At 71.7% G+C, this 22954-nt stretch carries 20 protein-coding genes; 2 read left to right on the top strand and 18 right to left on the bottom strand.

Translation table 11 applies throughout. The features are described from left to right. The first annotated feature begins 64 nt into the window (after window positions 1-64). Window positions 65-667, top strand: coding sequence for a TetR-like C-terminal domain-containing protein (locus SSP29_RS42965; protein ID WP_089106405.1), 603 nt, complete (start codon window positions 65-67; stop codon window positions 665-667). A gap of 27 nt (window positions 668-694) precedes the next feature. Here SSP29_RS42965 and SSP29_RS52670 read toward each other — a convergent pair whose 3' ends face one another. Together SSP29_RS52670 and SSP29_RS59220 are read right to left on the bottom strand one after the other, a co-directional pair. Further along, a complete protein-coding gene (locus SSP29_RS52670) occupies window positions 695-874 on the bottom strand; it encodes a DUF4158 domain-containing protein (RefSeq protein ID WP_145969021.1) in 180 nt (59 codons plus the stop codon). Between the two features lie 187 nt (window positions 875-1061). Then, window positions 1062-1424 carry a hypothetical protein gene (locus tag SSP29_RS59220; RefSeq protein ID WP_150136037.1) on the bottom strand — a complete coding sequence of 121 codons (363 nt, stop codon included), beginning with the start codon at window positions 1422-1424 and terminating at the stop codon, window positions 1062-1064. 188 nt (window positions 1425-1612) lie between these two features. Between SSP29_RS59220 and SSP29_RS42950 the strand changes: the two genes are divergently transcribed. Further along, complete coding sequence (locus tag SSP29_RS42950; protein WP_150136036.1) at window positions 1613-2347, top strand: phosphatase PAP2 family protein; 735 nt, start codon at window positions 1613-1615, stop codon at window positions 2345-2347. 17 nt (window positions 2348-2364) lie between these two features. On the opposite strand, the gene SSP29_RS42945 is transcribed toward SSP29_RS42950, so the two are convergent. Genes SSP29_RS42945 through asnB form a run of 16 tightly spaced genes read right to left on the bottom strand, consistent with a single transcriptional unit; the run spans window position 2365 to window position 22954 of the window. Next, window positions 2365-3690, bottom strand: coding sequence for a glutamate-1-semialdehyde 2,1-aminomutase (locus tag SSP29_RS42945; protein WP_089106404.1), 1326 nt, complete (start codon window positions 3688-3690; stop codon window positions 2365-2367). A 6-nt stretch (window positions 3691-3696) separates the two neighbouring features. After that, complete coding sequence (gene rfbC / locus SSP29_RS42940; RefSeq protein WP_089106403.1) at window positions 3697-4248, bottom strand: dTDP-4-dehydrorhamnose 3,5-epimerase; 552 nt, start codon at window positions 4246-4248, stop codon at window positions 3697-3699. Further along, window positions 4245-5477, bottom strand: a complete 1233-nt coding sequence (locus tag SSP29_RS42935; RefSeq protein ID WP_089106402.1) for a polysaccharide pyruvyl transferase family protein — start codon at window positions 5475-5477, stop codon at window positions 4245-4247. The genes rfbC and SSP29_RS42935 overlap by 4 nt, the downstream gene beginning before the upstream one ends. Next, a complete protein-coding gene (locus SSP29_RS57500; protein ID WP_089106401.1) occupies window positions 5474-6421 on the bottom strand; it encodes a glycosyltransferase family 2 protein in 948 nt (315 codons plus the stop codon). Before SSP29_RS57500 ends, SSP29_RS42935 begins: the two co-directional genes overlap by 4 nt. Then, window positions 6418-7725 (bottom strand): MATE family efflux transporter, encoded by a 1308-nt coding sequence (locus tag SSP29_RS57495; RefSeq protein WP_438363842.1) that lies wholly within the window; start codon window positions 7723-7725, stop codon window positions 6418-6420. The genes SSP29_RS57500 and SSP29_RS57495 overlap by 4 nt, the downstream gene beginning before the upstream one ends. Beyond that, window positions 7722-9005, bottom strand: coding sequence for a DUF4910 domain-containing protein (locus SSP29_RS42920; RefSeq protein ID WP_089106399.1), 1284 nt, complete (start codon window positions 9003-9005; stop codon window positions 7722-7724). Before SSP29_RS42920 ends, SSP29_RS57495 begins: the two co-directional genes overlap by 4 nt. Beyond that, on the bottom strand, window positions 8993-10018 hold the full coding sequence (locus SSP29_RS42915) for an NAD-dependent epimerase/dehydratase family protein (protein WP_089106398.1): 1026 nt from the start codon (window positions 10016-10018) through the stop codon (window positions 8993-8995). The genes SSP29_RS42920 and SSP29_RS42915 overlap by 13 nt, the downstream gene beginning before the upstream one ends. 3 nt (window positions 10019-10021) lie before the next feature. Further along, window positions 10022-10669: a PIG-L deacetylase family protein gene (locus SSP29_RS42910; protein WP_089106397.1), complete on the bottom strand. Its 648-nt coding sequence runs from the start codon at window positions 10667-10669 to the stop codon at window positions 10022-10024. After that, window positions 10666-11460: a sugar phosphate nucleotidyltransferase gene (locus SSP29_RS57490; RefSeq protein ID WP_089106396.1), complete on the bottom strand. Its 795-nt coding sequence runs from the start codon at window positions 11458-11460 to the stop codon at window positions 10666-10668. Before SSP29_RS57490 ends, SSP29_RS42910 begins: the two co-directional genes overlap by 4 nt. Further along, window positions 11457-12707, bottom strand: a complete 1251-nt coding sequence (locus SSP29_RS42900) for a class I SAM-dependent methyltransferase (protein WP_089106395.1) — start codon at window positions 12705-12707, stop codon at window positions 11457-11459. The genes SSP29_RS57490 and SSP29_RS42900 overlap by 4 nt, the downstream gene beginning before the upstream one ends. Then, complete coding sequence (locus tag SSP29_RS42895; protein ID WP_089106394.1) at window positions 12704-13945, bottom strand: glycosyltransferase family 4 protein; 1242 nt, start codon at window positions 13943-13945, stop codon at window positions 12704-12706. Before SSP29_RS42895 ends, SSP29_RS42900 begins: the two co-directional genes overlap by 4 nt. A gap of 2 nt (window positions 13946-13947) precedes the next feature. Then, the gene (locus SSP29_RS42890) at window positions 13948-15252 is read right to left on the bottom strand and encodes an O-antigen ligase domain-containing protein (protein WP_150136033.1); all 1305 of its coding nucleotides are present in this window, start codon (window positions 15250-15252) and stop codon (window positions 13948-13950) included. A gap of 1 nt (window position 15253) precedes the next feature. Further along, the gene (locus SSP29_RS42885) at window positions 15254-16801 is read right to left on the bottom strand and encodes a right-handed parallel beta-helix repeat-containing protein (RefSeq protein WP_089106393.1); all 1548 of its coding nucleotides are present in this window, start codon (window positions 16799-16801) and stop codon (window positions 15254-15256) included. Window positions 16802-16808: 7 nt separating this feature from the next. Continuing rightward, complete coding sequence (locus SSP29_RS42880; protein ID WP_089106392.1) at window positions 16809-18809, bottom strand: alginate lyase family protein; 2001 nt, start codon at window positions 18807-18809, stop codon at window positions 16809-16811. Further along, window positions 18806-21001 (bottom strand): bi-domain-containing oxidoreductase, encoded by a 2196-nt coding sequence (locus SSP29_RS42875; protein ID WP_089106391.1) that lies wholly within the window; start codon window positions 20999-21001, stop codon window positions 18806-18808. The genes SSP29_RS42880 and SSP29_RS42875 overlap by 4 nt, the downstream gene beginning before the upstream one ends. An 18-nt stretch (window positions 21002-21019) precedes the next feature. Beyond that, the gene (gene asnB / locus SSP29_RS42870) at window positions 21020-22954 is read right to left on the bottom strand and encodes an asparagine synthase (glutamine-hydrolyzing) (RefSeq protein WP_089106390.1); all 1935 of its coding nucleotides are present in this window, start codon (window positions 22952-22954) and stop codon (window positions 21020-21022) included.

Genomic DNA, 22954 nt, shown 5'->3' with positions numbered 1-22954 from the left:
CTGCGTTAGCGGACGCTACGCCCCCTCGGGCACAAACGCAAGATTCGTGCGTTAACGTGATGTGGTGAGCAAGAACGAGATGAGCGACCAGGCAGAGGCATCCCGCCGTCCGGGCGGCCGGTCCGCGCGGGTCCGCGCCGATGTCCTGCGGTCGACCCTGGAAGCGCTCGCCGAGAACGGCGCGAGCGGCTTGACGGTGAGCGAGATCGCCCGACGGTCGGGCGTCCACGCCACCTCGATCCAGCGGCGCTGGGGCACGCTGCAGAACCTGATCCTGGACGCACTGCTGACCTACAGCCAGGAACAACTACCGGTCCCCGACACCGGAAACCTCCGCGACGACATGGTCGCCCTGGCCCGGCTCATCGCGGCCTACCTGAACACCCCCCTGGGCGCCGCGCTGGCCCAGGCGATGGCCACGGTCGAGGAAGATGCCCAACTGGCCGCGAGCCGCGCCCAGTTCTGGCAGACCCGCTACGACGTCACCCGAGTCATCGTCGACCGCGCCATCGACCGCCATGAGCTGGCAGCCGACACCGATCATCAGCTTGCCCTCGAACTAATGGTCGCACCGCTGCACTTCAGGGCGCTGCTCGTCCGGCAACCGATCGAGGAGGACCGGATCGAGCGGCTGGTCGACACACTCCTGCACGGCTTGGCCGGATAGGACTCCGCCCGCACGCAACCCTGCAGGTCACCGTGCCCGCTCCCGCTCGGTGTACCGCTTCACCGCTGATGCGTCCTCGGCCTGCAACTGCGCGGCCAGGTGCTCGATGACCGACCGCGGCACGTCCCACGGATCGTTCACCAGGAACCGGACGACGACCAACTGGAGTACCGACGGGTTCGGCCGCATCCGGCTACCGGGAAGCACGGTGAAAGCCCAGCCACGCCTCCAGCATGGCGCGCTCGTCGGCATGCCCAGGAGGGGTGGGCCGTCCATCCGGTGTCGTATTCAGTCGTGTTCATGGGCACACCACGGCAGTAGCGGCAGTGGCCCGCAGTCGTCTTCGCTCGCGACGAACACGCGTCTCACCCATCTCCCAGGCGAGCCAGTGACATCAAGACTTGCTGACATTGATCTTGCGAAACCGTGCGAGGTGGCTCCCGAGGACCGTCGCATGGGTCCGACCGCGGCACACGGCGAACCCGTCCGCGCCCGGACACGGGACGGACTCCGGCGCCGGGACGGGCAGCGCAGCAGGCGAAGCGGCTCCGGAGTGACTGGTCGAGTCGACCGAGAAGCCGCGGGCGAGGGTGCTGTTGAGGTGTTCGGCGTGTGCGGCGAGCCACTGCTCGGTGGGGATGCCGGGGGCGCTGATCCCGAGGAGTACGTAGTCGTCGGCGTCGGCGGTGCTCTGGCCGCAGATGCAGCACAAGAGGCGCTGGACCATGGTGTCGGCGGGGCTTGTGGCGCTGGGCATGAGCGGCAGAGTAATGAGCGTGGGCCGCTCGGCGAGGGGATTTTCACCGGCGGCGCCGTCGTCACGGAAGCTCGGTTCTTCCAGAGCCTCAAGTCGGTTGCCTGGTCCCCTCCCGGACCACCCGGACCACCCGCAAACGGTTAGGGTGGCAAGCAGAGGCTGGGGGCGGACACGACGGGGGGCTCGCGTTGGATCGCCTGGCAGGAGCGGACCTGGAAGCCGGCCCGGGCCAGTTCGCGGCGCGTGCGCTGCTGCCCCCGTCGCTGCGCGCGTGCCTCGGGCTGATCGCAGCGCTCGCCACGCTGGTGGTCGTCGTCCTCGGTGTCCTGTACGCCGGCCACAGCGAGCCCGGCAGGGTGGACAGGTGGATCATCCGGCCGACGGCGGACAGTGTGCGGGCGCCGTGGCGGCACGTCGCCCTGGCCCTGGACTTCCTGGGGGAACCCGCGGGATCGGCGATGGTGATCGTGGCCTGCGTGGCGGGCTGCCTGCTGCTTCGGCGGCCCCGCGCGGCGGTGCTGGTCGCCGTCGGCACCGGCCTGACGGTGGGGACGACCACGCTGCTCAAGCACGTGGTGGGACGCACCATCCACGGCCCGGGCAACCTGTCCTACCCGAGCGGGCACACCGCGTTCTTCACCGCTCTCGCCCTCATGGCGGCGCTGCTCGCGACCGGTCGGCTCGGCCTCGGCAGGGCGGCCGGCACGTCACTCGTGCTCGCCGCGGCGCTGGTCGCCGGTGCCACCATGGGCTGGGCGGAGGTCGGCCTGGGCGCGCACTACCCGACCGACGCCCTCGGCGGCTGGTGCACCGCGCTGGCGGTGATACCGGCGACCGCATGGCTGGTCGACCGAATGGCCGACCGGATGGCCGGCCAGAGGGTCGAGCGGATGACCGACACGGGCCGGCGGGAGCGCCGCTGACGTCAGGTCAGGTCAGGTCACGCCAGGCGGCGGAACACGGGCTTCACCGCCCGCCCGGCCAGCCAGGCGGTCGGGTCGGCGGCGTCCAGTGCCTTCCGGTACACCGCACACGCCTGGGCCACCACATCGACGGTGCGGTCGATGTCCGCGTCGTCGAGAGCGCTGCTCACCACGAACGACGGGGCGAGCACCCCGCCCGCGAGGAGTCGGCGCAGGAACAGGGTGCGGTACTGCTGCGACGGTTGCAGGTTCCCGTCGAGGGTGGCGAAGACCAGGTTGCTGGCCCTGCCCCGGACGACGACGTGGTCACCGACGCCCATGGCGGCCGCGGCGTCGCGGACACCGGCGGCCAGCCGCTCGCCGAGGGCGTGCAGCCGCGCGGTGACGCCCTCCTCGATGTAGGTGGCCTGCACGGCCATCGCGGCTGCCAGGGAGTGCGTCTCCGCACCATGCGTGGTGGACAGCAGGAACACCCGGTCGCCGGAATCACGCAGTCCGCCCCGTTCCATCAGGTCGCGGCGCCCGGCCAGCGCGGAGACGGCGAATCCGTTGCCCAGCGCCTTGCCGAACGTGGAGAGGTCGGGGACGACGCCGTACAGGCCCTGGGCGCCCGCCTCGGACCAGCGGAAGCCGGTGATCATCTCGTCGAAGATCAGTACGCAGCCGTGCCGGTCGGCCAGCTCGCGCAGGCCTGCGAGGTATCCGGGCGGCGGCTCGGTGTGGGTGGCGGGTTCCAGGATCAGGCAGGCGATCTCGTCCGGGTACCGGGTGAGCAGTTCCTCCGTGGCGGCCAGGTCGGCGTAGGGGAAGGACACGGTGAGCTCGTTGGTCGCCGCCGGGATGCCGGCGGACATCGGTGTGGTGCCGATGAACCAGTCGTCGACGGAGAAGAACGGATGGTCGGCACAGAGGGCCACCCGCGGGCGCCCGGTGGCGGCGCGGGCGAGACGCACCGCGGCGGTGGTGGCGTCGGAGCCGTTCTTCGCGAACTTCACCATCTCGGCGGTCGGCACCGTGGCCAGGAAGCGTTCCGCGGCCTGGACCTCCACGATGGACGGCCGGACGAAGTTGCTGCCGCGGTCGAGTTCCCGCCGTACCGCCTCGACCACGCGCGGGTGGGCGTGGCCGAGGCTGACCGACCGCAGGCCGGAGCCGTACTCGATGTATCGGTTGCCGTCGACGTCCCACACGTGGGCACCGCTGCCGTGGCTGATGACCGGGGCCAGGTTCTCGGGGTACTGGTCGTCGCCCTTGGCGTAGGTGTGTGCGCCCCCGGGGATCATGGCGTGCAGTCGCTCGTTGGCTGTCCGCGACAGGGGCAGGTCAAGCACTTCGGTGTCCACGGGACCTCAACTTTCTCTGTGCTTCAGGACCTCGGCAAGGCTGGGCGCCTCTCGGTCCCGTTGGGACATCAGGGCGACCGGCAGCGGCCAGGGAATGGCGAGCTCCGGGTCGTCGGAGGCGATCGTCACGTCCTCGGCCGGATCGTGCGGGCGGTCGATCCGGTACGAGGTGTCGGCGGTGTCGGTCAGTGCTTGAAAACCGTGCGCGCATCCCGCGGGAATGTAAAGAGTTGGTTGTGTTTCTCCTGTGAGTTCGAAGGAGGCCCAGTTGCGGTAGGTGGGAGAGTCCGGCCGCAGGTCCACAACGACGTCGAAGATCCTCCCGTACGAGCACCGCACCAGCTTGGCCTCGCCGGCGCCGGAGCGCAGGTGCAGGCCGCGCAGCACGCCCCGGACCGAGCGGGACAGGCTGTCCTGGACGAAGGCGTCCGGGTCGAGGCCCACCGAGCGGACCACGTCGGCGTCGAAGGTGCGGCAGAAAAAGCCGCGTTCGTCGGTGTACGGCGTCGGCTCGAAGAGATACGCGCCGGCGATCTCCGGGACTTCGGTCGCTTTCATGGAGACTCCTGGCGGGCGTGGGTGTGGTGGGTCGCGGGGAACACGGCCGTGGTCAACGAGCTGAACTGGTCCTGCAGTTGGCGTGCGGCGGCCAGGTTCCGCTCGGCGAGGGTCTGCCGCAGCTCGGGCGATCGCTTCTCCAGCGCCCGGAACTGTTCAAGGAGCCGGTCGGCGTCGACCTCGCGCGCCGGGTGGCAGTACGCGCCCAGACCCATCCGGTCCATGAGCGCGTCGCTCTTCGCCGCGTAGCTGAGCGCGAGCACCGGCGTTCCGGTCTTCAGCGCGCAGATCAGGTTGTGGTACCTGACTGCTACTACGGTGTCGGCGGCCACCATCTCGTTCATCAGGTCGGCCAGTGAGGCCGGTTCGGCGGCGGTGACCAGCGGGGAGTCCACCGCGTCGAGGATCGCGGCGACCACCGTCGCATCGCACCGGTCGCCGGTGAGCAGCCGGACCGGCCTGCCCTCCTCGACCAGGGTGCGGACGAACCGGATCGTCCCGTCGAGGTAACGCCGGTAGATCTCGTCCGCCCGGGCGCGGTCGTCGTTGCCGCCGTGGAAGTCCATGACGCCGACGCAGACCGTGCCCGGCGAGCCCGAGGGCGCGCTCACCGGCGGCGTGGGCAGGGAGAAGGCGAGGTCCGGGTAGACCTCGTCGCGCGCGGTGTTCACGCCCATCGCCCGCATCGCGTCCCGGGACTGGGCGTCCCGGTAGGACCGGTAGGCGGCCAGGCGGCCCGACCAGCGGACCAGGGCGCGGGTCGGCCGGTTGCGGATCTCGGCGGCGCCGACGCTGACCAGCGCGACCCGGGTGCGCATCAGCCGGCCGCTCGCGCAGAGCAGGAACAGCGAGTACGGGAAGCCCCACGGCCGTAGCGGCAGGGTGGCTTCCAGGACGCCCATGCCCGGCACGATCACCACGTCGTGGCGGCGCACCCAGGCGGCGGTGCGGAAGATGTCGACGAACTTGCCCAGCCCCTTCGCGGCGATCGCGCTCACGCGTGACGCGGTGCGGTACTCGGCGCGGTTCCAGTGCATCCGGGTGGCGGGGATCCCGAACCGGGCCGTCACGGCCTCGGGCCCGCCGCACAGCGCGTCCACGACCGCGTCCGGGTGCTGGGCGCGGAGGTACCCGAGGACGGCTTCGAGCGATCCGTCGTTGCCGAGGTTGCCGGAGCCGAGCAGGCCGAACACCCCGACGCGCACCGGAGTTCCGTCCGCGGACGTCATCGCTGCCTCCCCTCACGGCCGGCGACGAGGGCGTCGACGGAGACCGTGAGCAGGGCCGGGTCGACCGGGGCGCGGTCCTCGACCCGCTCGCCGGCGCCCGGCCGGACCCTGCTGGTCATCCAGGCGGCCAGGTGGCGGTAGCACGCGCGCCGGTCGGCCGGGGACAGGGGCGCCCGCCGGATCGCCGAGGCGAAGCCCCAGACGTACTCGGCGAGCAGCCGGGGCGTCGGGTGCAGGAGGCCTGCGCGGCGCGGGTCCAGGTTGACGCACCGGGAGCGCTTGGACGGGTTCGCCCGCTCGGCGCGGGTGGGGTGGTCGCGGCGGAAGTACAGCAGTTCCGGGACCTGGTGGAAGGGCCCGTGCAGGGTGATCTCGGCGACGAACGTGCGGTCGGCGTGGTGGTAGCTGTCCATCGGTTTCACGCGGCGCAGCATCTCGGCCCGCATCACCCCGTAGAAGTCGTCGCCGCCCGGCTCGAACAGCAGGCTGCGGAAGCGCTCCGGCGCGTGCGGCGAGTCGGTGGCGAGCGTGTACTCGTAGGGGACCGTCACCTGGCCGTCGCCGTCGATGACCGCCTGGCCGGTGTGCGCGAGGATGATGTCCGGGCGCTCGTCCAGCGCCTCCACGCAGCGCCGCAGCAGGTCGCGGCCGTAGAGGTCGTCGTGCGAGGCCCACTTGAACAGTTCGCCGCGGGACTCGGCGAACACGTGGTTGTGGTTCGGTGTGGCGCCGATGTTCCGGGGCAGCCGGTGGTAGCGGATGCGGGAGTCCTGCGCGGCGTACTTGCGGCAGATGTCCTCGGTCCCGTCGGTCGAGGCGTTGTCGGAGACGACCAGTTCGAAGTCCTCGTAGGTCTGGCCGAGCAGGGCGTCGAACGACTCGGCCAGGTACTCCTCGCCGTTGTACACGGGCAGGCCGATGCTCAGCCTGGGTCGGGCGGTCATGAGGTCCTCACTTCGGGAACGGGGTTGTGGTGGTGCTCGCGCAGGGCGGACCGCAGTTGCAGCCACCAGACGGCCGAGCCGCTGAGGGTCGCGGCGGCGACGCCCCAGGCCGAGCCGGCCGTTCCGGCGGCGGCCGCCCCGCCGAGCCCGCCGCCGACGTAGCAGGCGGAGGCGAACAGCTGGCAGCGCAGGCTGCGCCGGGCCGCGCCGAGCGCGCGCAGTCCGGCCGCCGCGCCGGTGCCGAGGCCCGCTCCCGCGACGCTCAGGGTGATCTGCACGATGAGGTGCGAGGAGGAGTGCCAGACGTCGCCGAGCCCCAGTTCGCCGAGCCGGTTCGGCATCAGCAGCAGCGCCGAGCCCCAGAGCAGCGCGCCGGCGGCCTGCCCGCCGCCGAGGAGGAGGCAGAACCTGCCCAGTTGGTGCGGGGCCCGCCGCAGCACCCGTGCCGCCTCCGGGACGGTGACCAGCGAAAGCCCCATCAGCACGGCGAGGAACGGGCCCATCAGGAGCTCGGCGCCCCGCACCGCGCCCACCGCGCCGACCCCGACGATCACACCGAGCCCGTACGCCCGCACCTGGCTCGCGCCGCTGAGGCTGACGTTCTCGACCAGGTACCGGTAGCCGAGATCGCGCTGCTCGCGAAGCCACCCGCGGGCCTGCGCCATGTGCGGCCGGATGCCGGACTGGAGGTAGCCGTACCCGGCGGCCACCGTGGCGGACGCGCCCCAGGCGAGCACGAAGGCGGCCACGGTGTCCACGTGGGCCGCCACCACCATGGCCGGGACGAGTGCGATGCCCCACACGACGTCGTTGACGAACGCCTTCCGCCCGGTGCCGGCGGCGAAGAACGCGAACCGCCAGGCGTCCTGGAGCAGCAGCCCCGGCAACATGAGACCCAGGGCGGCGAAGGCGGGCCCCACGCGGCCGCCGAGGGCGAGCCCGGCCGCCAGGCACACCACGCCGAGGGCCGCGCCGACACCGAGGGCGGTACCCGTCGAGCGGGCCACCGCGCCGCGCCAGGACGCTCCCGGCACGCCGCTGAAGCGCACCACGAGCGGGTCGGTGGCCAGGCCGCGGGAGACGTTGAGCACCACGCCGTAGGTCACCCAGGCGAGGCTGAACACGCCGAACGCGGTCACCCCCAGCGAGCGGGCCACGTAGATGCCCACGGCGAAGTTGCTGATGCTGGAGGCCGCCTGGTCGGCCAGTCCCCAGGACAGCCGGCCGACGAGGGCCCGCTTGGCGGACCGGGCCGGTGGTGCCGTTGTCCGCTGGTTGTCCCCCTGGGTGGTCATGGGCGTCATTCCTTGACCAGGTCGGCGCCGCGCAGGGCATCGGCCGCCGCGGCGACGGTGTCGAACGGCAGCCCTGACCGCTCGGCGACGTCCAGCAGACTGTGCTCGCCGTCGGAGAGGTTGAGCACCCAGAGCATGGCCATCTGGGCCTGCTTGGTGTCGCTGCGGCCGCCGAGCGCGTCGTACAGCCCGCGCCGGCCCAGTTGCGGTTCGCCGTAGGGACTGAGGTTCACGTACCGCCGGTTGCGGTCGAGGACGGCGAACGCCTCGCGGCAGACGGCGAGGGTGTCCGCCATCGCCGCCGGGGAGACGAAGTCCGGGTTGTCGGCCGAGGTGTGGTACTCGGGGTAGCCGGCGTACGGGGTCCGGGTGAGCGAGCCCACGCCCAGGTTGAACCCGGGCGAGCAGAACTGCCGCTCGTCGTAGCCGTACGGGGTGAACTCGGTGATGCGGTGCGGGCGTTCGGACGCGGTCAGCACATGCTGCAGCACCCGGTCGATCTCCGCGTCGCCGCGCCTGCTCTGTTTGTACGTCAGTTGGCCCCGGTCCCCGGCGCAGGCGAGGACGAGGCCGTGCTTGAGCCGGTCCACCCGCTCCGCGTTGCGGGCCAGCCAGGTGATCGCCCCGATGGTGCCGGGCGCGAACAGGAACCGGTAGGTGTAGTAGGTCGGCTGCTCCGCAAGGGCCCGGGCCAGGTACGTCGCCACCGCGATGCCGGCCAGGTTGTCGTTGGCCAGCGAGGGGTGGCAGACGTGACAGGAGACGATGACCTCGTCGGCGACCTGGCCGGGGACCACGTACTCGGCGTAGGTGAGGTGGCCGTCGGCGAGGGTGGAGTCGATGCGCACCTCGTACTCGCCGTCCGGGAGCGCGTCCAGGGTCTCCTGGGCCAGGCAGAATCCCCATTCCGGCTTGTAGTAGCTGGTGCGGTACGGCACCCAACTCGGTTGGTCCGGCAGGGTGTGCAGGTGTCCGCGCAGCTCTGCGAGGGGCATGGTCGCCGACACCGGCACGCTGTAGCCGAGCACGTGCAGGCTGGACGCGGCGAAGTCGACGACCCGCTCGCCTGCGGAGTCGGCGATGTACGCGTCCCGGATGTTCCACTCCTGCGGCACCGTCCAGTCCAGGACCTGGGTCCCGGTCGGCACCTCGTGCACCTGCAGCGGTATGTACTCCCCGACGATGTCCAGGGTGGCGCGCACACCGTCGCCGGTGATGCTGCGGCAGAGCGGGTACAGCCGCTCCACCAGCGCATGCATCTCCTCGCCGACTGCGGTCATCGGCGCCACCGCAGGGTGTCGTCGACGGCGCCGGCTTCGGACGCCGCGCGCAGCACGGCGAGCCGGGTGAAGCGCTGCTCGAAGTCCTCCCGGGTCAGCCCGAACTTCCGGTAGGCGTCGGCGAGTTCGAGCGCGCCCTGCTTCACCGTCCACTCGCAGTCGAAGCCGGGGATCGCGGCGCGGAACCGGGAGAAGTCCACCCGGTAGGACCGCGGATCGGCACCGGTCTCGCCGGTGATCACCACCTTGGAGCCGGTCACCGCCTCGGCGACCTGTTCGGCGATCTCGGCGACGGTGACGTTGTTGATCTCGCTGCCGATGTTGAACGCCCGGTCGTGCACCGCCTCGCGCGGCGCGGTCAGCGCGGCCGTGAAGGCCCGTGCGATGTCGGCGGCGTGCACCAGCGGGCGCCAGGGGGTGCCGTCGGAGAGCACCAGGACCTCGCCGGACAGAAGGGCGTGCCCCACCAGGTTGTTCAGCACGATGTCGGCGCGCAGCCGGGGCGAGTAGCCGAAGGCGGTGGCGTTGCGCATGAACACCGGGGTGAAGTCGCCGTCGGCCAGCGCGTGCAGATCGTCCTCCACCCGCACCTTCGACTCCGCGTACGGCGTCACCGGGCGCAGCGGGGCGTCCTCGGTCACCAGGTCGTCACCGCCGGCGGCGCCGTAGACCGAGCAGGTCGACGCGTACAGGAAGCGCCGTACTCCGGCGTCGCGGGCCAGTCGGGCAAGGCGTACCGACGCGTGGTGGTTGATGTCGTAGGTGAGCTCCGGCGCCAGCGAGCCGAGCGGGTCGTTGGACAGTGCGGCCAGGTGGATGACGGCGTCCACCCCGGCCACGTGGTCGGCCGTGACGTCGCGCAGGTCGACCCGCTGCCCCGGCGGGTCCGCGGGCGTCGGGCCGAGGACGGAGTCGGCGAACAGGCCGGCGTCGAGGCCGGTGACTTCGTGGCCGGCGGCCCTGAGGACCGGGGCCATCACGGTGCCCAGATAGCCCTGGTGTCCGGTCAGTAGTACGCGCAAGGTTCAACCCCCCAGGTTGAGCGTGAGTTTGGCGACGGCGAACGCCTCGGCGTAGCGCGCGTGGCATTCGATGCCGCGGATCCGGGCCAGGCCGAGGAAGGCCTCCCGGTCGTACCAGGGCCGGTGCCGCTGCGAGGGGTAGTGCTCCTGCAGCAGCCGCACCTTCTGTTCGGCGGTCTCCGTCGCCAGCGGCTGGTACGCCGCCGGCCGGCCGAGATCGCCGTCCCACTTGACGATCTCGTAGCCGAGCACGAGGTGGTCGCGGAACGCGGTGGTCATCAGCTTCGCCAGGCCGCGGTGGTCCTGGTGGGCGTCGTCGGTGCGCGGCGCGAGGACCAGGTCCGGGTCGGTCTGCGTGCGGAGCTCCTCGACCGCGGACTTGGCCTCCTCCCAGTGGGCCGGGAACCGGCCGTCCGGCAGCTTGTGCACGGTCAGCCGCAGGTCGGCGCCCGGGCAGAAGGCGGCGAGCGCGGCCTGTTCCTCCTGCTCGCGCTCGCTGCCGCCGCCGGAGAGCACCAGCGCGTCGACACGGATGCCCGGCCGCGCCCGGCACAGGGTCAGCAGCGTGCCGCCGGCGCCGATGGCGATGTCGTCGCAGTGCGCGCCCACCGCGACGATCCGGTCCAGGGGCCCGGCCCCGAGCCGGATCACGCTCTCGCTCCGGCGCGGTCCCGCTCCCACACGGCCCATGGGCGGTCGCCCCGAGCATAGGCCTCGTCGAGTGCGGCGCGTTCCTTCACGGTGTCGGTCGGCTTCCAGAAGCCGCGGTGCTGATGCGCCACCAGCCGCCCCCGCTTGGCCAGTTGGGCGCATCCGTCGGCGACCAGGTCCCCGTTCCCGGGTATGTGGTCGAAGATCTCCTGGCGGAGCACGAAGTAGCCGCCGTTCTCCCACAGCGGCAGTTCGCTGACCGCGGTGATGCCTCCCACCAGGCCGTCCTCGCCCAGCTCCACGCAGTGGAACGACGACTGGGGCGGCACCACCATCATCGACGCCCCGGCGTCGCGCGCGGCGAACCGGTCGATCATCTCGGGGAGCGGGGCGTCGGTGAGCACGTCGGCGTAGTTGGCGAGGAACATCTCGTCGCCGTCCAGGTGGTGCCGCACCCGGCGCAGCCGCTCCCCGATGGGTGACTCGATGCCGGTCTGCGCGAACGTGATCGTCCAGTCGGCGATGTCGGTGGACAGCAACTCGGTCCGCCCGCCCCGCAGCACGAAGTCGTTGGACGCCGTCTCCTCGTAGTTGAGGAAGAAGTCCTTGATGTGGTGGGCCCCGTAGCCGAGGCACAGGATGAAGTCCTTGTGCCCGAAGTGCGCGTAGTAGCGCATGACATGCCAGATCAGGGGGCGCGGCCCGACCATCGCCATCGGCTTGGGGACGTCGTCGGAGGTTCCGTTGCGCATCCGCATCCCGTAACCGCCGCAGAACAGGACGACCTTCATGCTGTGACCTCTTTCAAGACGCCCTCGACAATGCTCAGTTCCGGGATGGGAAAGACGAGCGCGCCGCCCCACTCGTGCACGAAGGACAGCTGCTCGACGAGTTCGGCCCGCAGGTTCCACGGGAGGACGAGGACGTAGTCCGGTTTGTCGGCGGCTATCTGCTCGGGTGCCAGGATGGGGATGCGGGTGCCCGGGGTGAACCTGCCATGCTTGTAGGGGTTGCGGTCGACCGTGTAGGCGAGCAGGTCGGGGCGGATGCCGCAGTGGTTGAGCAGGGTGTTGCCCTTGCCCGGGGCGCCGTAGCCGACGACCGTCTCACCGCGCTCGGCCGCCTCGATGAGGAACCGCAGCAGGTCCCGGCGCACCTTGGCCACCCGGGCGGAGAACTCGGCGTACCCGGACAGCTCCTGCAGTCCGGCGGCCTTCTCCCGGTCCAGTACGTCGGCCACCCGCTGCGTCGGCTCGCCGGCCGCCTCGGCCGGGCGGGCCCACAGCCGGATGGAGCCGCCGTGCGTGGGCAGCAACTCGACGTCCACGAGCGCGAGTCCGCCGCTGGCCAGGGCCCGGATCGCGGAGGCGACCGTGTAGTACTGGAAGTGCTCGTGGTAGATCGTGTCGTACTGGTTCTCCTCGATCAGGGTCAGTAGGTGCTGCACCTCGATGGAGACCCAGCCGTCGTCGGCGACCAGGGCGCGCAGTCCCCGGGTGAACCCGACCACGTCGGGGATGTGCGCGTACACGTTGTTGGCGACGACCAGGTCCGCCGGGCCGTGCTCGGCGCGGACGGCCGAGCCGGTGTCCGGGCTCAGGAACTCCGTGAGCGTAGGGACACCCGCCTCCCGGGCCGCCGCACCGACGTTCACCGACGGCTCGATGCCCAGGCAGCGGATCCCCCGGTCCACCACGTGCCTCAGCAGGTACCCGTCATTGCTCGCCACCTCGACCACGAAGGCATCGGGCCCGAGGGCGAGGCGCTGTACGGCGCCGTCGACGAACGTGCGCGCGTGCTCCACCCAGGAGGTCGAGTACGAGGAGAAGTACGCGTACTCCTTGAACGTCTCCTCCGGCGTGATCAGCGGAGGGATCTGCGCGAGCCAGCACTCGGTGCAGACCCGCAGGTGCAGCGGGTACGCCGGCTCCGGCTCATCCAGTTGGTCCGCGGCGAGAAAGCTCTCACACGGCGGCGTCGCCCCCAGGTCGACGACGCTCGCCATCGCTTCCGAGCCGCAGAGTCGGCATCGTGTCATGTGCTGTCCCCATCCCCCCTGCTCGCGCGGGTCTCCCCGCCGCGAGCCTGTGCTGACCGACCCGCGATCGCGGTGCGGTACTCCTCCAGCAGGCGCGCCAGGCCGACGGCCGGGCTGAAGCCCTGCTCGTAGCGGCGGCGGGCGGCCTGGCCCATCTCCCGGTTGCGGGCCGGGTCGGCCACGATCCGGCGTATGCGGGACGCGAGCGAGGCGGGCTCGCCCGGGCGGTGCAGCAGCCCGGTGACGCCGTCCTCGACGAGTTCGACGAAGGCGCCGTGCCCGGCGGCGACGGTCGGGACACCGGCCGCCATCGCCTCCACGACCACCAGGCCGAACGCCTCCAGCCACGTCGAGGGAGCCACCACGGCGACCGACCGCGCGATGGTCTTCTGGCACTCGGCCGGGTCCAGCAGGCCGACATAGCGCACGTCGTCCCGGCCCGCCGCCCAGGCGGTCACCTCTCGCTCCAGCGGCCCCGTGCCGGCGATCACGAGCGGCACGCCCACACCGCCGCTCACCGCGACCTCGTCCCACGCGGTCATGAGCAGCCGTACGCCCTTGGCCTCCGCGAGCCGGCCGAGATAGAGCAGATGCTCTCCCTCGCCCACTCGGCGAGTGCTCGGTTCGGGCACGAAGTTGTGCTTCACCGCCAGCCGCTCGGCCGGCATGCCGGACCGCACCAGGACGTCGCGCTGTGCCGCGGAGATGCAGAGGAACCGCGCCACGCCGGACCACCACCGCCGCCGGTTGGCCGACAGGCTGACGGCGAGCGGCACCGTCGCGAGGCGGGAGTTGCGGTAGCAGCCGTGCCGGACGGCGGGCAGTGGTGCGGAGCCGACGCACTCGGTGCACGGCCGGCCGTCCCGCTGCAGCGTGCCGGGCGGGCAGACCTGGGTGTAGTTGTGCAGCGTGGCGACGGCGGGCACACCGGCGTCGGCGCAGGCGGCGAGGACCGCGGGCGACAGGAGCGGGAAGACGTTGTGGACGTGCACCACGTCCGGCCGCTCGGTGCGCAGCCGGGCGGCGAGTTCCGTGCGGACCGCCGGGTTCCACGGCACGAGGAGCGGCACCGCGACCTTGCCGAGGAGGGACCGGCCGGCGATGTCGTCGCTGCGCCGCTCGAACACGTCGACCCGGTGGCCGGCCGCGCGCAGCAGCTCCACCTCCTGGTCGACGACCTTGTTCTCCCCGCTCGGCTGCGCCGAGGCGTAGCGGTTGTGCACCACGAGGACGTGCATGGTCAGGTCACCTCCGATCGTCTGGGGAGTTCGGGCGTCGAGAGGGGTGTCGCCGCGGCGGGTGCCGCCAGCAGCGAGGCGGCCAGGGCCAGGTGCAGCAGGTACGGCGAGGCGTCGCCGAGGCCGGCCTCGGTGTACGAGGCGATGGCGCAGTAGCTGATCAGGAAGATCGCGCAGGCCCGTTGCAGCGACGGCGGCCGCAGCAGCGCGACGCCGCCCAGCACGATGATGATCACCGCGACGAGGGTGACGCCGGCCAGACCCTGCTCGTTGTAGACGGCCAGCCAGCTGTTGTCGATCGGCAGCCCGCCGAACGACTTGTCGCCCAGGCCCACGCCGAGGAACTTCTCCGAGGTCGTCCGGGGCGCGGAAAGCAGGGCGTCCCAGACCTTGGCCCGGCCGGTGAGGCTGGAGAAGTTCTCCTTGGTCTGTCCGCGCAGGAACCACGTCTGCAGGGCGGAGGCGAACCCGACCGCGGCCACTACGCCGCACAGCACCGCCCAGGTGAAGAACCGGCGGGCGGCCGCGCTGGTCAGGATGAGCGAGCCGATCGCCAGCGCCAGTCCGATGAGCAGGCCGAGCGTGGCCGTCCGGGTATGGGTCAGCGCGAGCAGCACGAAGGACGGCACGATGACCACCGCGGCGCTGGTCCGGTCGGTCCGGTGGCCCAGCAGGAGCAGCACGGTGAGCCCGATGATCACCGCGGCGTACTGCCCGATCTGCGGCGGGGTGAGCGGCCACAGCGCGCCGACCAGGCGGCCGCCGTACAGGTCGGGCAGGGCGGCGCCCGGTGAGACGACCAGGCCGAGGGCCACCGATCCGAGCACCGCGAAGTACGCCCGGATGTGGTGGCGGACGAATGTCAGACTGCCGTCCCACCAGCGGCTGAGCAGCCACAGGGTGCCGACGAAGAGAGCCAGCCGGAAGCAGCGGAACAGCGCGCCGAACCCGGACTCCAGGTTCGCGCTGGAGATCACGCTCGTTACCAGCAGCAGGGTGAGCAGGAGCAGGTAGGCGCTGGCCCGGATGCGCAGCCGGACGTTGACCGTGAGCGCCAGCGCGAACGCGGCGACCAGGGCGCCCATGGTGACCATCTGGATGAGGGAGCGGGGCAGCGGGACGATGGTCTTCGCCCCGGCGGAGCCGAGCGTGTTGAGGACGAGCAGCCCCCAGACGATCCCGACGATCCTCGCTGTGCCGGCGGAGCCCGGTCCGGCGCCGGACCGCGTGTCCGGCTGCGTGTCCGTCTGCGTGTTCTTCTGCGTGTTCTTCTGCGTGTTCTTCTGCGTGTTCTTCTGCGTGTCCATCTCAACCACCGGCCCCTGGGTCGAGGGTGCTGCCCGCGTCCTGCCGGTAATCGGTGCCCTGCCACTCGTCGAAGTCGAGCACCTGGCTCGGGTCGTAGGCGACGAACTGCCACGGTCCGAGGTAGACGTTGTCGTGCCAGCGGTTGTCCTGCTTGTGGGTGATCGCCTCGGCCACCTTCTCGCCCTTGTACGGCGACCAGTCCGGATAGGTTCCGTAGTTGGACAGCACCGCCATGCGGTCGCACATCTCCGTGCACCTGACCACGGACTCGTCGAGCACGAAGCGGTTGTCGTGGATGTCCACGCGCTGGGTCTTCCACCGGCAGTCGGCGTAGAGCGGTGCCTTGTCGATCGCCGGCTCGGCACAGCGGTCGGCGTTCTTCACCAGCAGCGTGCAGTCACCGGACGAGGTGTTGGCCGGGCTGTTGCAGAAGCGGTCGGCGTTCTCCCACAGGGTGATCCCGGACCAGTTGTTCTCCAGCACGTTCCGGTAGATCTCGATCTTGTCGGTGCGGGCCCGGACCCGTGGTTCGCCGCCGGACTCGGACAGGTAGACCGTCGCGTACGGGAAGTTGTCGCCGCGGTCGGCGTACCTGCGGCCCTCGACCCAGTTGTTCCGCCGGATCGTGTTGTTCCGGATGACCGCGTTGTAGCTGGTCTCGTAGATCAGCGCGGCACCGTCGTTGGCGTCGAGCACGTTGTTCTCGATGAGGAAGTCGTTGTTGTCGGTGTCCGCCCACAGCCCGGCTCCGCGGTTGTCGTGCACCCAGTTGCCGCGTATGTCCGCGCCGTTGACAGCCCAGAACTTGATGCCTCCGGTGCAGCCGCAACCTTCCTGGCGCCGCTCCCAGTTGTCGGTGTTGTTGCCCACGATCTCGTTGTCCTCGACCACCAGGTCGCTGATACCGCCACCGCCCTTGTACGCGTTCATTCCGTACTGTCCGTTGTCGCGCAGGCAGCTGGCACGGACCCGCTGGTGGGCACCGGCCATCAGCCCCGCCCCGGAGTTGTCCTGGATCGTCGCGTGCTCGATCACCCATCCGTCGGCCGAGTCGTGGTTGACCACGCCCTCGTTCTGCGGTGCGACGAAATGCTGCACGGTCAGGTAGCGGATGGTGACGTCGCGGGCGGTGCCCGCGAACGCGTACTGGTTCTTCTTCCCGCCGTCGAGCACCGCGCCCGGCGCACCGAGGTAGCGGTCCCCCTTCTTGGGGATGACCTGGGCGTAACGGTCCGGGTCGAGCCGGTGCTTGCCCGGCCGGAGCCAGAACGTGGTGTTCGCAGGGCTGCTCTTGGTCTTCGCCGCCAGGTCGCCGACGACCGCGGGGTCGACCGTGACCGCGCCGGCCGGCGCCTTCGCCGGTCCGGCCGCGGGGTTGGCGCACACCCGGGCCACGGACCGGGCCGCGGACGTGGAGGTGGACGTGGACGGCGCGGCGGTCGGCTCCGCTGCCCGGGCGCCCGACGTACTGTCGCAGCCGGTCGCCGTCAGCAGGGCCAGCGCCAGCGGTGCCGCCGCCAGCGCCCAGTGCCGTCTCTTGATCACCACGTGCCCCCTAGCCGCCGAACCTGAGCACGGTGGTGAACCCGTCCGCGCCATCGGCGGTGCCGGTGCCGACCAGCGTGGTGGTGGGTTCCTTGCGCCCGAAGCCCGCGGAGTACCAGCCCAGCGGCGGGTCGGTCTCACCGCGATGCGCCCGCCAGGACAGCTGACCGGGCAGGTCGAGCACCGCGGAACGCCCCTCGCCGTCCCGGATCCAGGTGAGCACCGCCCGGTTCCCCACCAGGTCCGCGGCGATCGCCGGGCCGAGGTGGAACGCCAGCTGCAGGACCCGGTGCGGGCCGCGCACCTCGTCGACCACCTTCAGCTCCTGGCTCGCGGCCGTCAGCTCCACCCGGCGGCGGTGCACGGCGCCCTGGTAGCCGTCGTGCTCGGCGCACCAGCGAGCCACGTCCTCGCCCGCTGTGTCCGCGGTCAGGACGCGGGTGCGGGCATGCCGGGTCCACAGGAACGGGCCGCCGGAGACGGACTGGTCACCGCCGTCCAGTTGCAGCGTGTTGTGGCCGAGGGTGGACCGGAAGTACTGCCGCCACGCGGACTGCCCGTGGTAGCAGTACGTCCCCGGGTCGGCGAGCACGTCGACCCCGTCGTGCCGGACCTCCACGGACAGCGCGTCCGCGTGGGCGTGCGCGGCGATGGACAGGAAGCCGTGCGGACCACCGTCGCAGCGGCACCAGATCTCTCCCGGACCGCGCAGGATGGTGAGCCCCGCGTCGGCGAAGTGGGCGGGCCGGCGAGCCGGGCGGGACACGGCCGGTGCGGCACCGGCACCCGCACCGGCTCCGGTCCCGGTCCCGGTCCCGGTTCCGTCTTGCGGGTACGGCCGGATGAGCGCGGCCAGCAGCGGGGTGCGCACATCGGTGCCGGTCACCGTCGGCCACCAGTCGAGCCGGCCGAACACGGCGTCGCCGGTGGCAAGGAGCGAGGCCCAGCGGTCGGTGCCGGCGCCGTCCACGACCAGACCGTGCCCGTCGTCCGCGTCCCCCTGGCGGGGCGGCCGCAGCCGGCTGTCCACGACGGCCGCGAGCGCGTCGGTCATCCGCAGCAGCACCAGCCGGACGGACGGGGGGACCGGCACGCCTGCGGCATCCGCCTCGGCCACCGCGGCCAGGCCGAGTTCCAGCACGAGTCCGTGGTACTCGGTGGCCAGCTCGCGGTTGAGGCCGGAGGCGAAGGTGTTGCCGCGCAGGTGCCGCTCCAGCGACCGCAGCGCGTCGGCCCGCCAGCGCTCCGAGGCGGGGAACCAGCCGAACGCGCAGGCCGCCGCGAACTGCCCGGCAGCCTCGGCGATGACGTGGTTGTTCGCCGACGACCCCCGGCTGGGAAAGGCGGCCAGCCACCGCTGGTGGTGCCAGATCTGGTTCAGCGCCACCGGGTTGTCCTCGAAGAGCCCGGCCGCGCCCGGCCAGTCGTCGAGGAGCCGGCGGATCCACACCCAGGACAGCAGCCGGATGCCCAGCTCGATGCCGCTGATCCAGTGCACGCCCCGCAGCGGGGGGTTGGCCGTCCACCACGACCGCAGATGCTCGGCCACGCGCTCGGCGTACCGCTCGTTCCCGGTGACCGCGTAGGCGGCGGCGAGCACGGTGAGGTACTGGTGCCGGGACAGCTCCCAGATCTGCTTGATGTCCCCGACCGCGTCCTCGTTCCGGTACGGCACGTCGAAGGCGTAGCCCCACGGAGCCCGGCGGCCGGTCTTCGGGTCGCACCACCAGTCCGGGTCGGTGAGGTCGTCGCGGACCACCCCGAAGTACTCGACGTGCCCGTACATCAGCCGGTCCGCCTCGGCGACGAGGCGTTTCGCGGCGTCCGGCGGCACCGCGGCGACGGTCCCGGCGGGCAGGACCGCGGTGAACCGGGCGCCGGTCACCTTCGGGCCGTCCGGCCGGGCCGACCGCCACCGCCGTCTGCGCACCGTGTCGCCCGCCCGGCCCGCGACCTCCCGCGGCCCCATCCGGGACAGCCGCCGCAGGTACCAGCCCGCACTCATGGTCATCGCGTCCTCGCCAACGTCACCGGCGCGCCGCCGGCCAGGCCGGTCTGCACGGCGAGGGTGGCCGCCGTGGTCGCGACCAGCGACTGGAGCGGCACCGGCATCGGCCCGCCGGTCCGCACGGCCTTGATGAACGCGGCCAGTTCGGCGTTCTGGCCCTTGTCCCGGGCCTTGGGCAGCCGCGAACTCACCCACCGCTTGCGGCCGTAGACCGAGGCCCGGACGAAGTCGTCGAGCCGCAGCACCTTGCCGTCCGCGACCAGGTCCAGGGTCTCCTTGGGGAAGCCGGGCGCGCCGGTGGTGACGTAGCTGATGGTGGCCGTGGAGCCGTCCGGGTAGCGCAGCACGATCTGCAGGTCGTCGTTGCCGGACGTGGCCACCGCGTAGACCGAGACCGGGTCGGCGTCGAGCAGCCAGCTCGCGGTGTCGATGAAGTGGCCGCCCTCGCCGGCGAACCGCGAGCCCTCGGTGCCCTGTTGGAGGTACCAGCTGCCGTGCTGCAGCTTGCCCGCGTTGACCAGGTAGCGCAGGCTCGCCGGACCGGTCCGGGCGCCGAACCGCTCCCTGGCCTCCTGCAGCAGCGGCGCGAACCGGCGGTTGAAGCCCACCTGCAGCCGGTCGTTGCCGGACTCCTCCACCGCCGCGAGTACACCGGCCAGTTCGTCCTCGGTGAGGGCCAGGGGCTTCTCCACGAACACCGTCTTGCCGGCCAGCAGTGCCTTGCGGGTCAGTTCGGCGTGCGAGCTGTGCCGGGTGACCACGAACACCGCGTCGACGGACTTGTCGCCGAGCACGGCGTCGAGGTCGGTGGTCGCCTCGGCGAAGCCGAACTTCCGCTGTGCGTTGGCCGCGGAGAGGGCCGTCGTGGTGACGACGGTCGACAGCTCGACGCCCTCGCGCTGTGCCAGGTGCGGCAGCAGCATCGACGTCGCGTAGTTTCCGGCGCCGACGAACGCGAGGCGCACCGGTGACTTGGCGGCCCGGGCCGGGGCGGACGTTCCCCCGCTGCGGGGGACCGCGGGCACGGCCACCGAGGAGGACTCCGCCTCCCCTTCCCGCGCTTCCGCCGCCTGTTCGGGGTACCGGAACAGCACGGCCACGGCCTTCAGTTCGCCGTCCTTCAGCCGCCGGTACGTGTCGACCGCGTCGTCGAAGTCGGCGACGTGGGAGACCAGGGGCTCCACGTCGACGCTGCCGCGGGCGACGAGGTCGAGGAAGCACGCGAGGTTGCGGCGCTCTGTCCAGCGCACGTAACCGATCGGGTAGTCGCGTCCCTCCAGCTCGTACGCCGGGTCGTAGCGACCGGGGCCGTACGAGCGCGAGAACCGGACGTCGAGTTCCTTCTCGTAGTACGCGTTCCAGGGCAGGTCCAGGCGGCACTTGCCGATGTCGACGACCCGGCCGCGGTCCCGGCAGAGCCGGGCGGCCAGCTCGACGGGCTGGTTGCTGCCGCCGCCGGCGGCCAGGTACACCTGGTCCACGCCGTGCCCGCCGGTGAGTTCGGCGACGGCGGCTTCCACGGCCGCGGAGGCGGGGTCGCCGCAGGCCACGGCGCCCAGGCGGGCGGCGAGTTCGCAGCGCGTCGGGTCGGGGTCGGCGCCGACGACGCGGACGCCGGAGGCGGTGAGGAGCTGGACCACCAGCTGTCCGATCAGGCCGAGGCCGATGACCAGGGCGACCTCGCCGAGCTGCGGCTCGCCCTGGCGGACGCCCTGCATCGCGATCGACCCGACGGTGCCGAAGGCGGCGTGGCGCGGCGCGAGGCCGTCCGGCACCGGGGTGTAGAGGTTCTTCGGCACCCAGTTCAACTCGGCGTGCAGCGCGTGCTCGTTGCCGGCGCAGGCCACGAGGTCGCCGGCCTTCACGTCGTCGATGCCGGCGCCGACCTGCTCGACCACCCCGCACAGCGAGTAGCCGAGCGGCGTGTAGGAGTCCAGCTTGCCCATCACCTTGCGGTAGGTGGCGGGCACCCCGTTGGTGGCCACGCTCTGCATGACCTTGGCCACCTGGTCCGGCCGGGAGCGGGCCTTGCCCAGCATCGACATACCGGCCTCGGACACCTTCATGAGCTCGGTCCCGGTGGAGATCAGCGAGTAGGCGCTGCGGACCAGCACACCGCCCGGCTTGCACCCCGGTACCGGAACGTCGAGGACCGCCAGCTCGCCGCTCTTGTAGTTCTGTACAACCTGCTTCACCCGAACTCCTCTGAATTTCTAAGCGGTCAACCGAGTGCTCTGGCCGGACCCAGCGGTCGCGTCGCGATACCAGTACTCGAGGGTCAGTACGTGCCACAGATGCTTGGAGAAGTCCCGCTGCCCGGCGGCGTCCTCGGCGACCATGCGCGCCAGCGCGTCGCGGCGCAGGAACCCGGACCGGACGAGCAGGCCGTCGTCGACCACCTCGCGTACCAGCGGTGCCAGGTCCCGGCTCATCCAGGCCCGCAGCGGGGCGCTGAACAGGCCCTTGGGCCGGTACACGATCTCCCGGGGCAGGATCGAGGTGGCCGCCTCCTTGAGGACGGCCTTGCCCTGCCGTCCGACGATCTTGCGGTCGCCCGGCACGGCGAACGCCGCCCTGACCACCTCGACGTCCACGTAGGGCACGCGGACCTCGGTCGAGGCGGCCATGCTGGAGCGGTCCGTGTACGTGAGGTTCAGGCCCGGCAGGAACATCCGGGCGTCGGTGAGGCACATGCGGTTGACGAAGTCGTCGAGGTCGTTGTCCTGGTAGACGTCGGCGTGTTCGGTCAGCACGTCCTCGACCGTGCCGGCCAGGTCCGGATCGAGCAGGGCGAGCAGCTCGTCCTGGTCGTACATGGTGTAGCTGCGCCGGAAGGCGGTCTCCTCCGGCAGGTCGGCGAAGGAGAGGAACCGCTTCGCGAAGCGCACCGACCGGTATCCCCGGCGGGCCGTGGCGACCGGCAGCCGGTCCACGGCCGCGGACACCCCGCGCCGCAGGGGCCGCGGGACGCGCTGGTAGCGCAGCGCGATCAGGTTGGCCAGGTGCTTGCGGTAACCGGCGAACAGCTCGTCCGCGCCCATCCCGGAGAGCATCACCTTCACCCCGGCCTCTCGTGCGGCCATGCAGATCAGGTACGTGTTGATCGCGGCGGGGTCACCGATCGGCTCGTCCAGGTGGTACGTCATCTGCGGCAGCAGGTCGAGCACGTTCGGCGCGATCTCGATCTCGTGCAGGTCGACGCCGAACTGCTCGGCCACCTGCCGGGCGTAGCGCAGGTCGTCCGGCATCGCCTCGAACCTGGCGTCCTCGGCGCGGAACCCGATCGTGTAGGCGGAGATCCCCGGCTGGTGGCGGGCCGCCAGCGCGGTCAGGTAGCTGGAGTCGAGGCCGCCGGAGAGGAAGGTCGCCACGGGTACGTCGGAGAGCAGGTGACGCCGGGTCGACTCCTCGACGACGGCGGCCAGGTCCGGCAGCTCGCCGGCCCGGGCCCGCTCCTGGCCCTCGGCGGCGACGTCCTTCAGGTTCCAGAACCGGCCGCGCTCCACCCGCCCGTCGGGCCGGCACCTCAGCCAGCTCCCCGGCTCCAGCTTCTCCGCCTCGCGGAACGCGCACCGTGAGTCCGGCACCCAGTAGTACAGCAGCGAGGCCACCAGCGCCGCGTCGTCCACCTGCAACGACCGGCCGGTCGCGACGGAGAGCGCCTTCAGCTCGGAGGCGAACACCAGGCCGCCGCCGCGCCGGAGCAGGAACAGCGGCTTGATGCCGAGCTGGTCGCGGGCGAGCACCAGGTCACCGGTGCGCTCGTCGAAGACGCCGAACGCGAACATGCCGCGCAGCCGGGGCAGACAGTCCGTGCCCCAGCGCCGCCAGGCCTCCAGAAGTACCTCGGTGTCGGAGGTGCCGCGGAAGCGCACCCCGGTGGCCGCCAGCTCGGCCCGCAGCTCGGGGGCGTTGTACAGCTCGCCGTTGTACGTCAGGACGAGGCCGTCCGAGACCATCGGCTGGGCGCCGGTGTCGGACAGGTCGATGATGGCCAGCCGGCGGTGCCCTAGATGCACTTCGCCGTCGCCGAGGGGGTGGCTGTACCGGCCCGACCCGTCGGGACCGCGGTGGGCGAGGGTGTCGGTGAGCCGGTCGGTCACGATCTTTCCGTCCGGCCACCGGTAAGTGCCTGCGATGCCGCACAT

The organism is Streptomyces hyaluromycini (genome assembly GCF_002217755.1).
Lineage (GTDB): Bacteria > Actinomycetota > Actinomycetes > Streptomycetales > Streptomycetaceae > Streptomyces > Streptomyces hyaluromycini.
The sequence above is the reverse complement of the archived record's forward strand: the minus strand, read 5'-3'. Positions and strand labels throughout refer to the sequence as shown.

What these genes read in the sequence shown, in the direction of transcription:
- rfbC (WP_089106403.1), bottom strand. Translation starts at nt 4,248, where the DNA reads ATGAAAGCGACCGAAGTCCCGGAGATCGCCGGCGCGTATCTCTTCGAG.
- SSP29_RS59220 (WP_150136037.1), bottom strand. Translation starts at nt 1,424, where the DNA reads ATGCCCAGCGCCACAAGCCCCGCCGACACCATGGTCCAGCGCCTCTTG.
- SSP29_RS42935 (WP_089106402.1), bottom strand. Translation starts at nt 5,477, where the DNA reads ATGACGTCCGCGGACGGAACTCCGGTGCGCGTCGGGGTGTTCGGCCTG.
- SSP29_RS42890 (WP_150136033.1), bottom strand. Translation starts at nt 15,252, where the DNA reads ATGGACACGCAGAAGAACACGCAGAAGAACACGCAGAAGAACACGCAG.
- asnB (WP_089106390.1), bottom strand. Translation starts at nt 22,954, where the DNA reads ATGTGCGGCATCGCAGGCACTTACCGGTGGCCGGACGGAAAGATCGTG.
- SSP29_RS57500 (WP_089106401.1), bottom strand. Translation starts at nt 6,421, where the DNA reads ATGACCGCCCGACCCAGGCTGAGCATCGGCCTGCCCGTGTACAACGGC.
- SSP29_RS42900 (WP_089106395.1), bottom strand. Translation starts at nt 12,707, where the DNA reads ATGACACGATGCCGACTCTGCGGCTCGGAAGCGATGGCGAGCGTCGTC.
- SSP29_RS57495 (WP_438363842.1), bottom strand. Translation starts at nt 7,725, where the DNA reads ATGACGCCCATGACCACCCAGGGGGACAACCAGCGGACAACGGCACCA.
- SSP29_RS57490 (WP_089106396.1), bottom strand. Translation starts at nt 11,460, where the DNA reads ATGAAGGTCGTCCTGTTCTGCGGCGGTTACGGGATGCGGATGCGCAAC.
- SSP29_RS42895 (WP_089106394.1), bottom strand. Translation starts at nt 13,945, where the DNA reads ATGCACGTCCTCGTGGTGCACAACCGCTACGCCTCGGCGCAGCCGAGC.
- SSP29_RS42880 (WP_089106392.1), bottom strand. Translation starts at nt 18,809, where the DNA reads ATGACCATGAGTGCGGGCTGGTACCTGCGGCGGCTGTCCCGGATGGGG.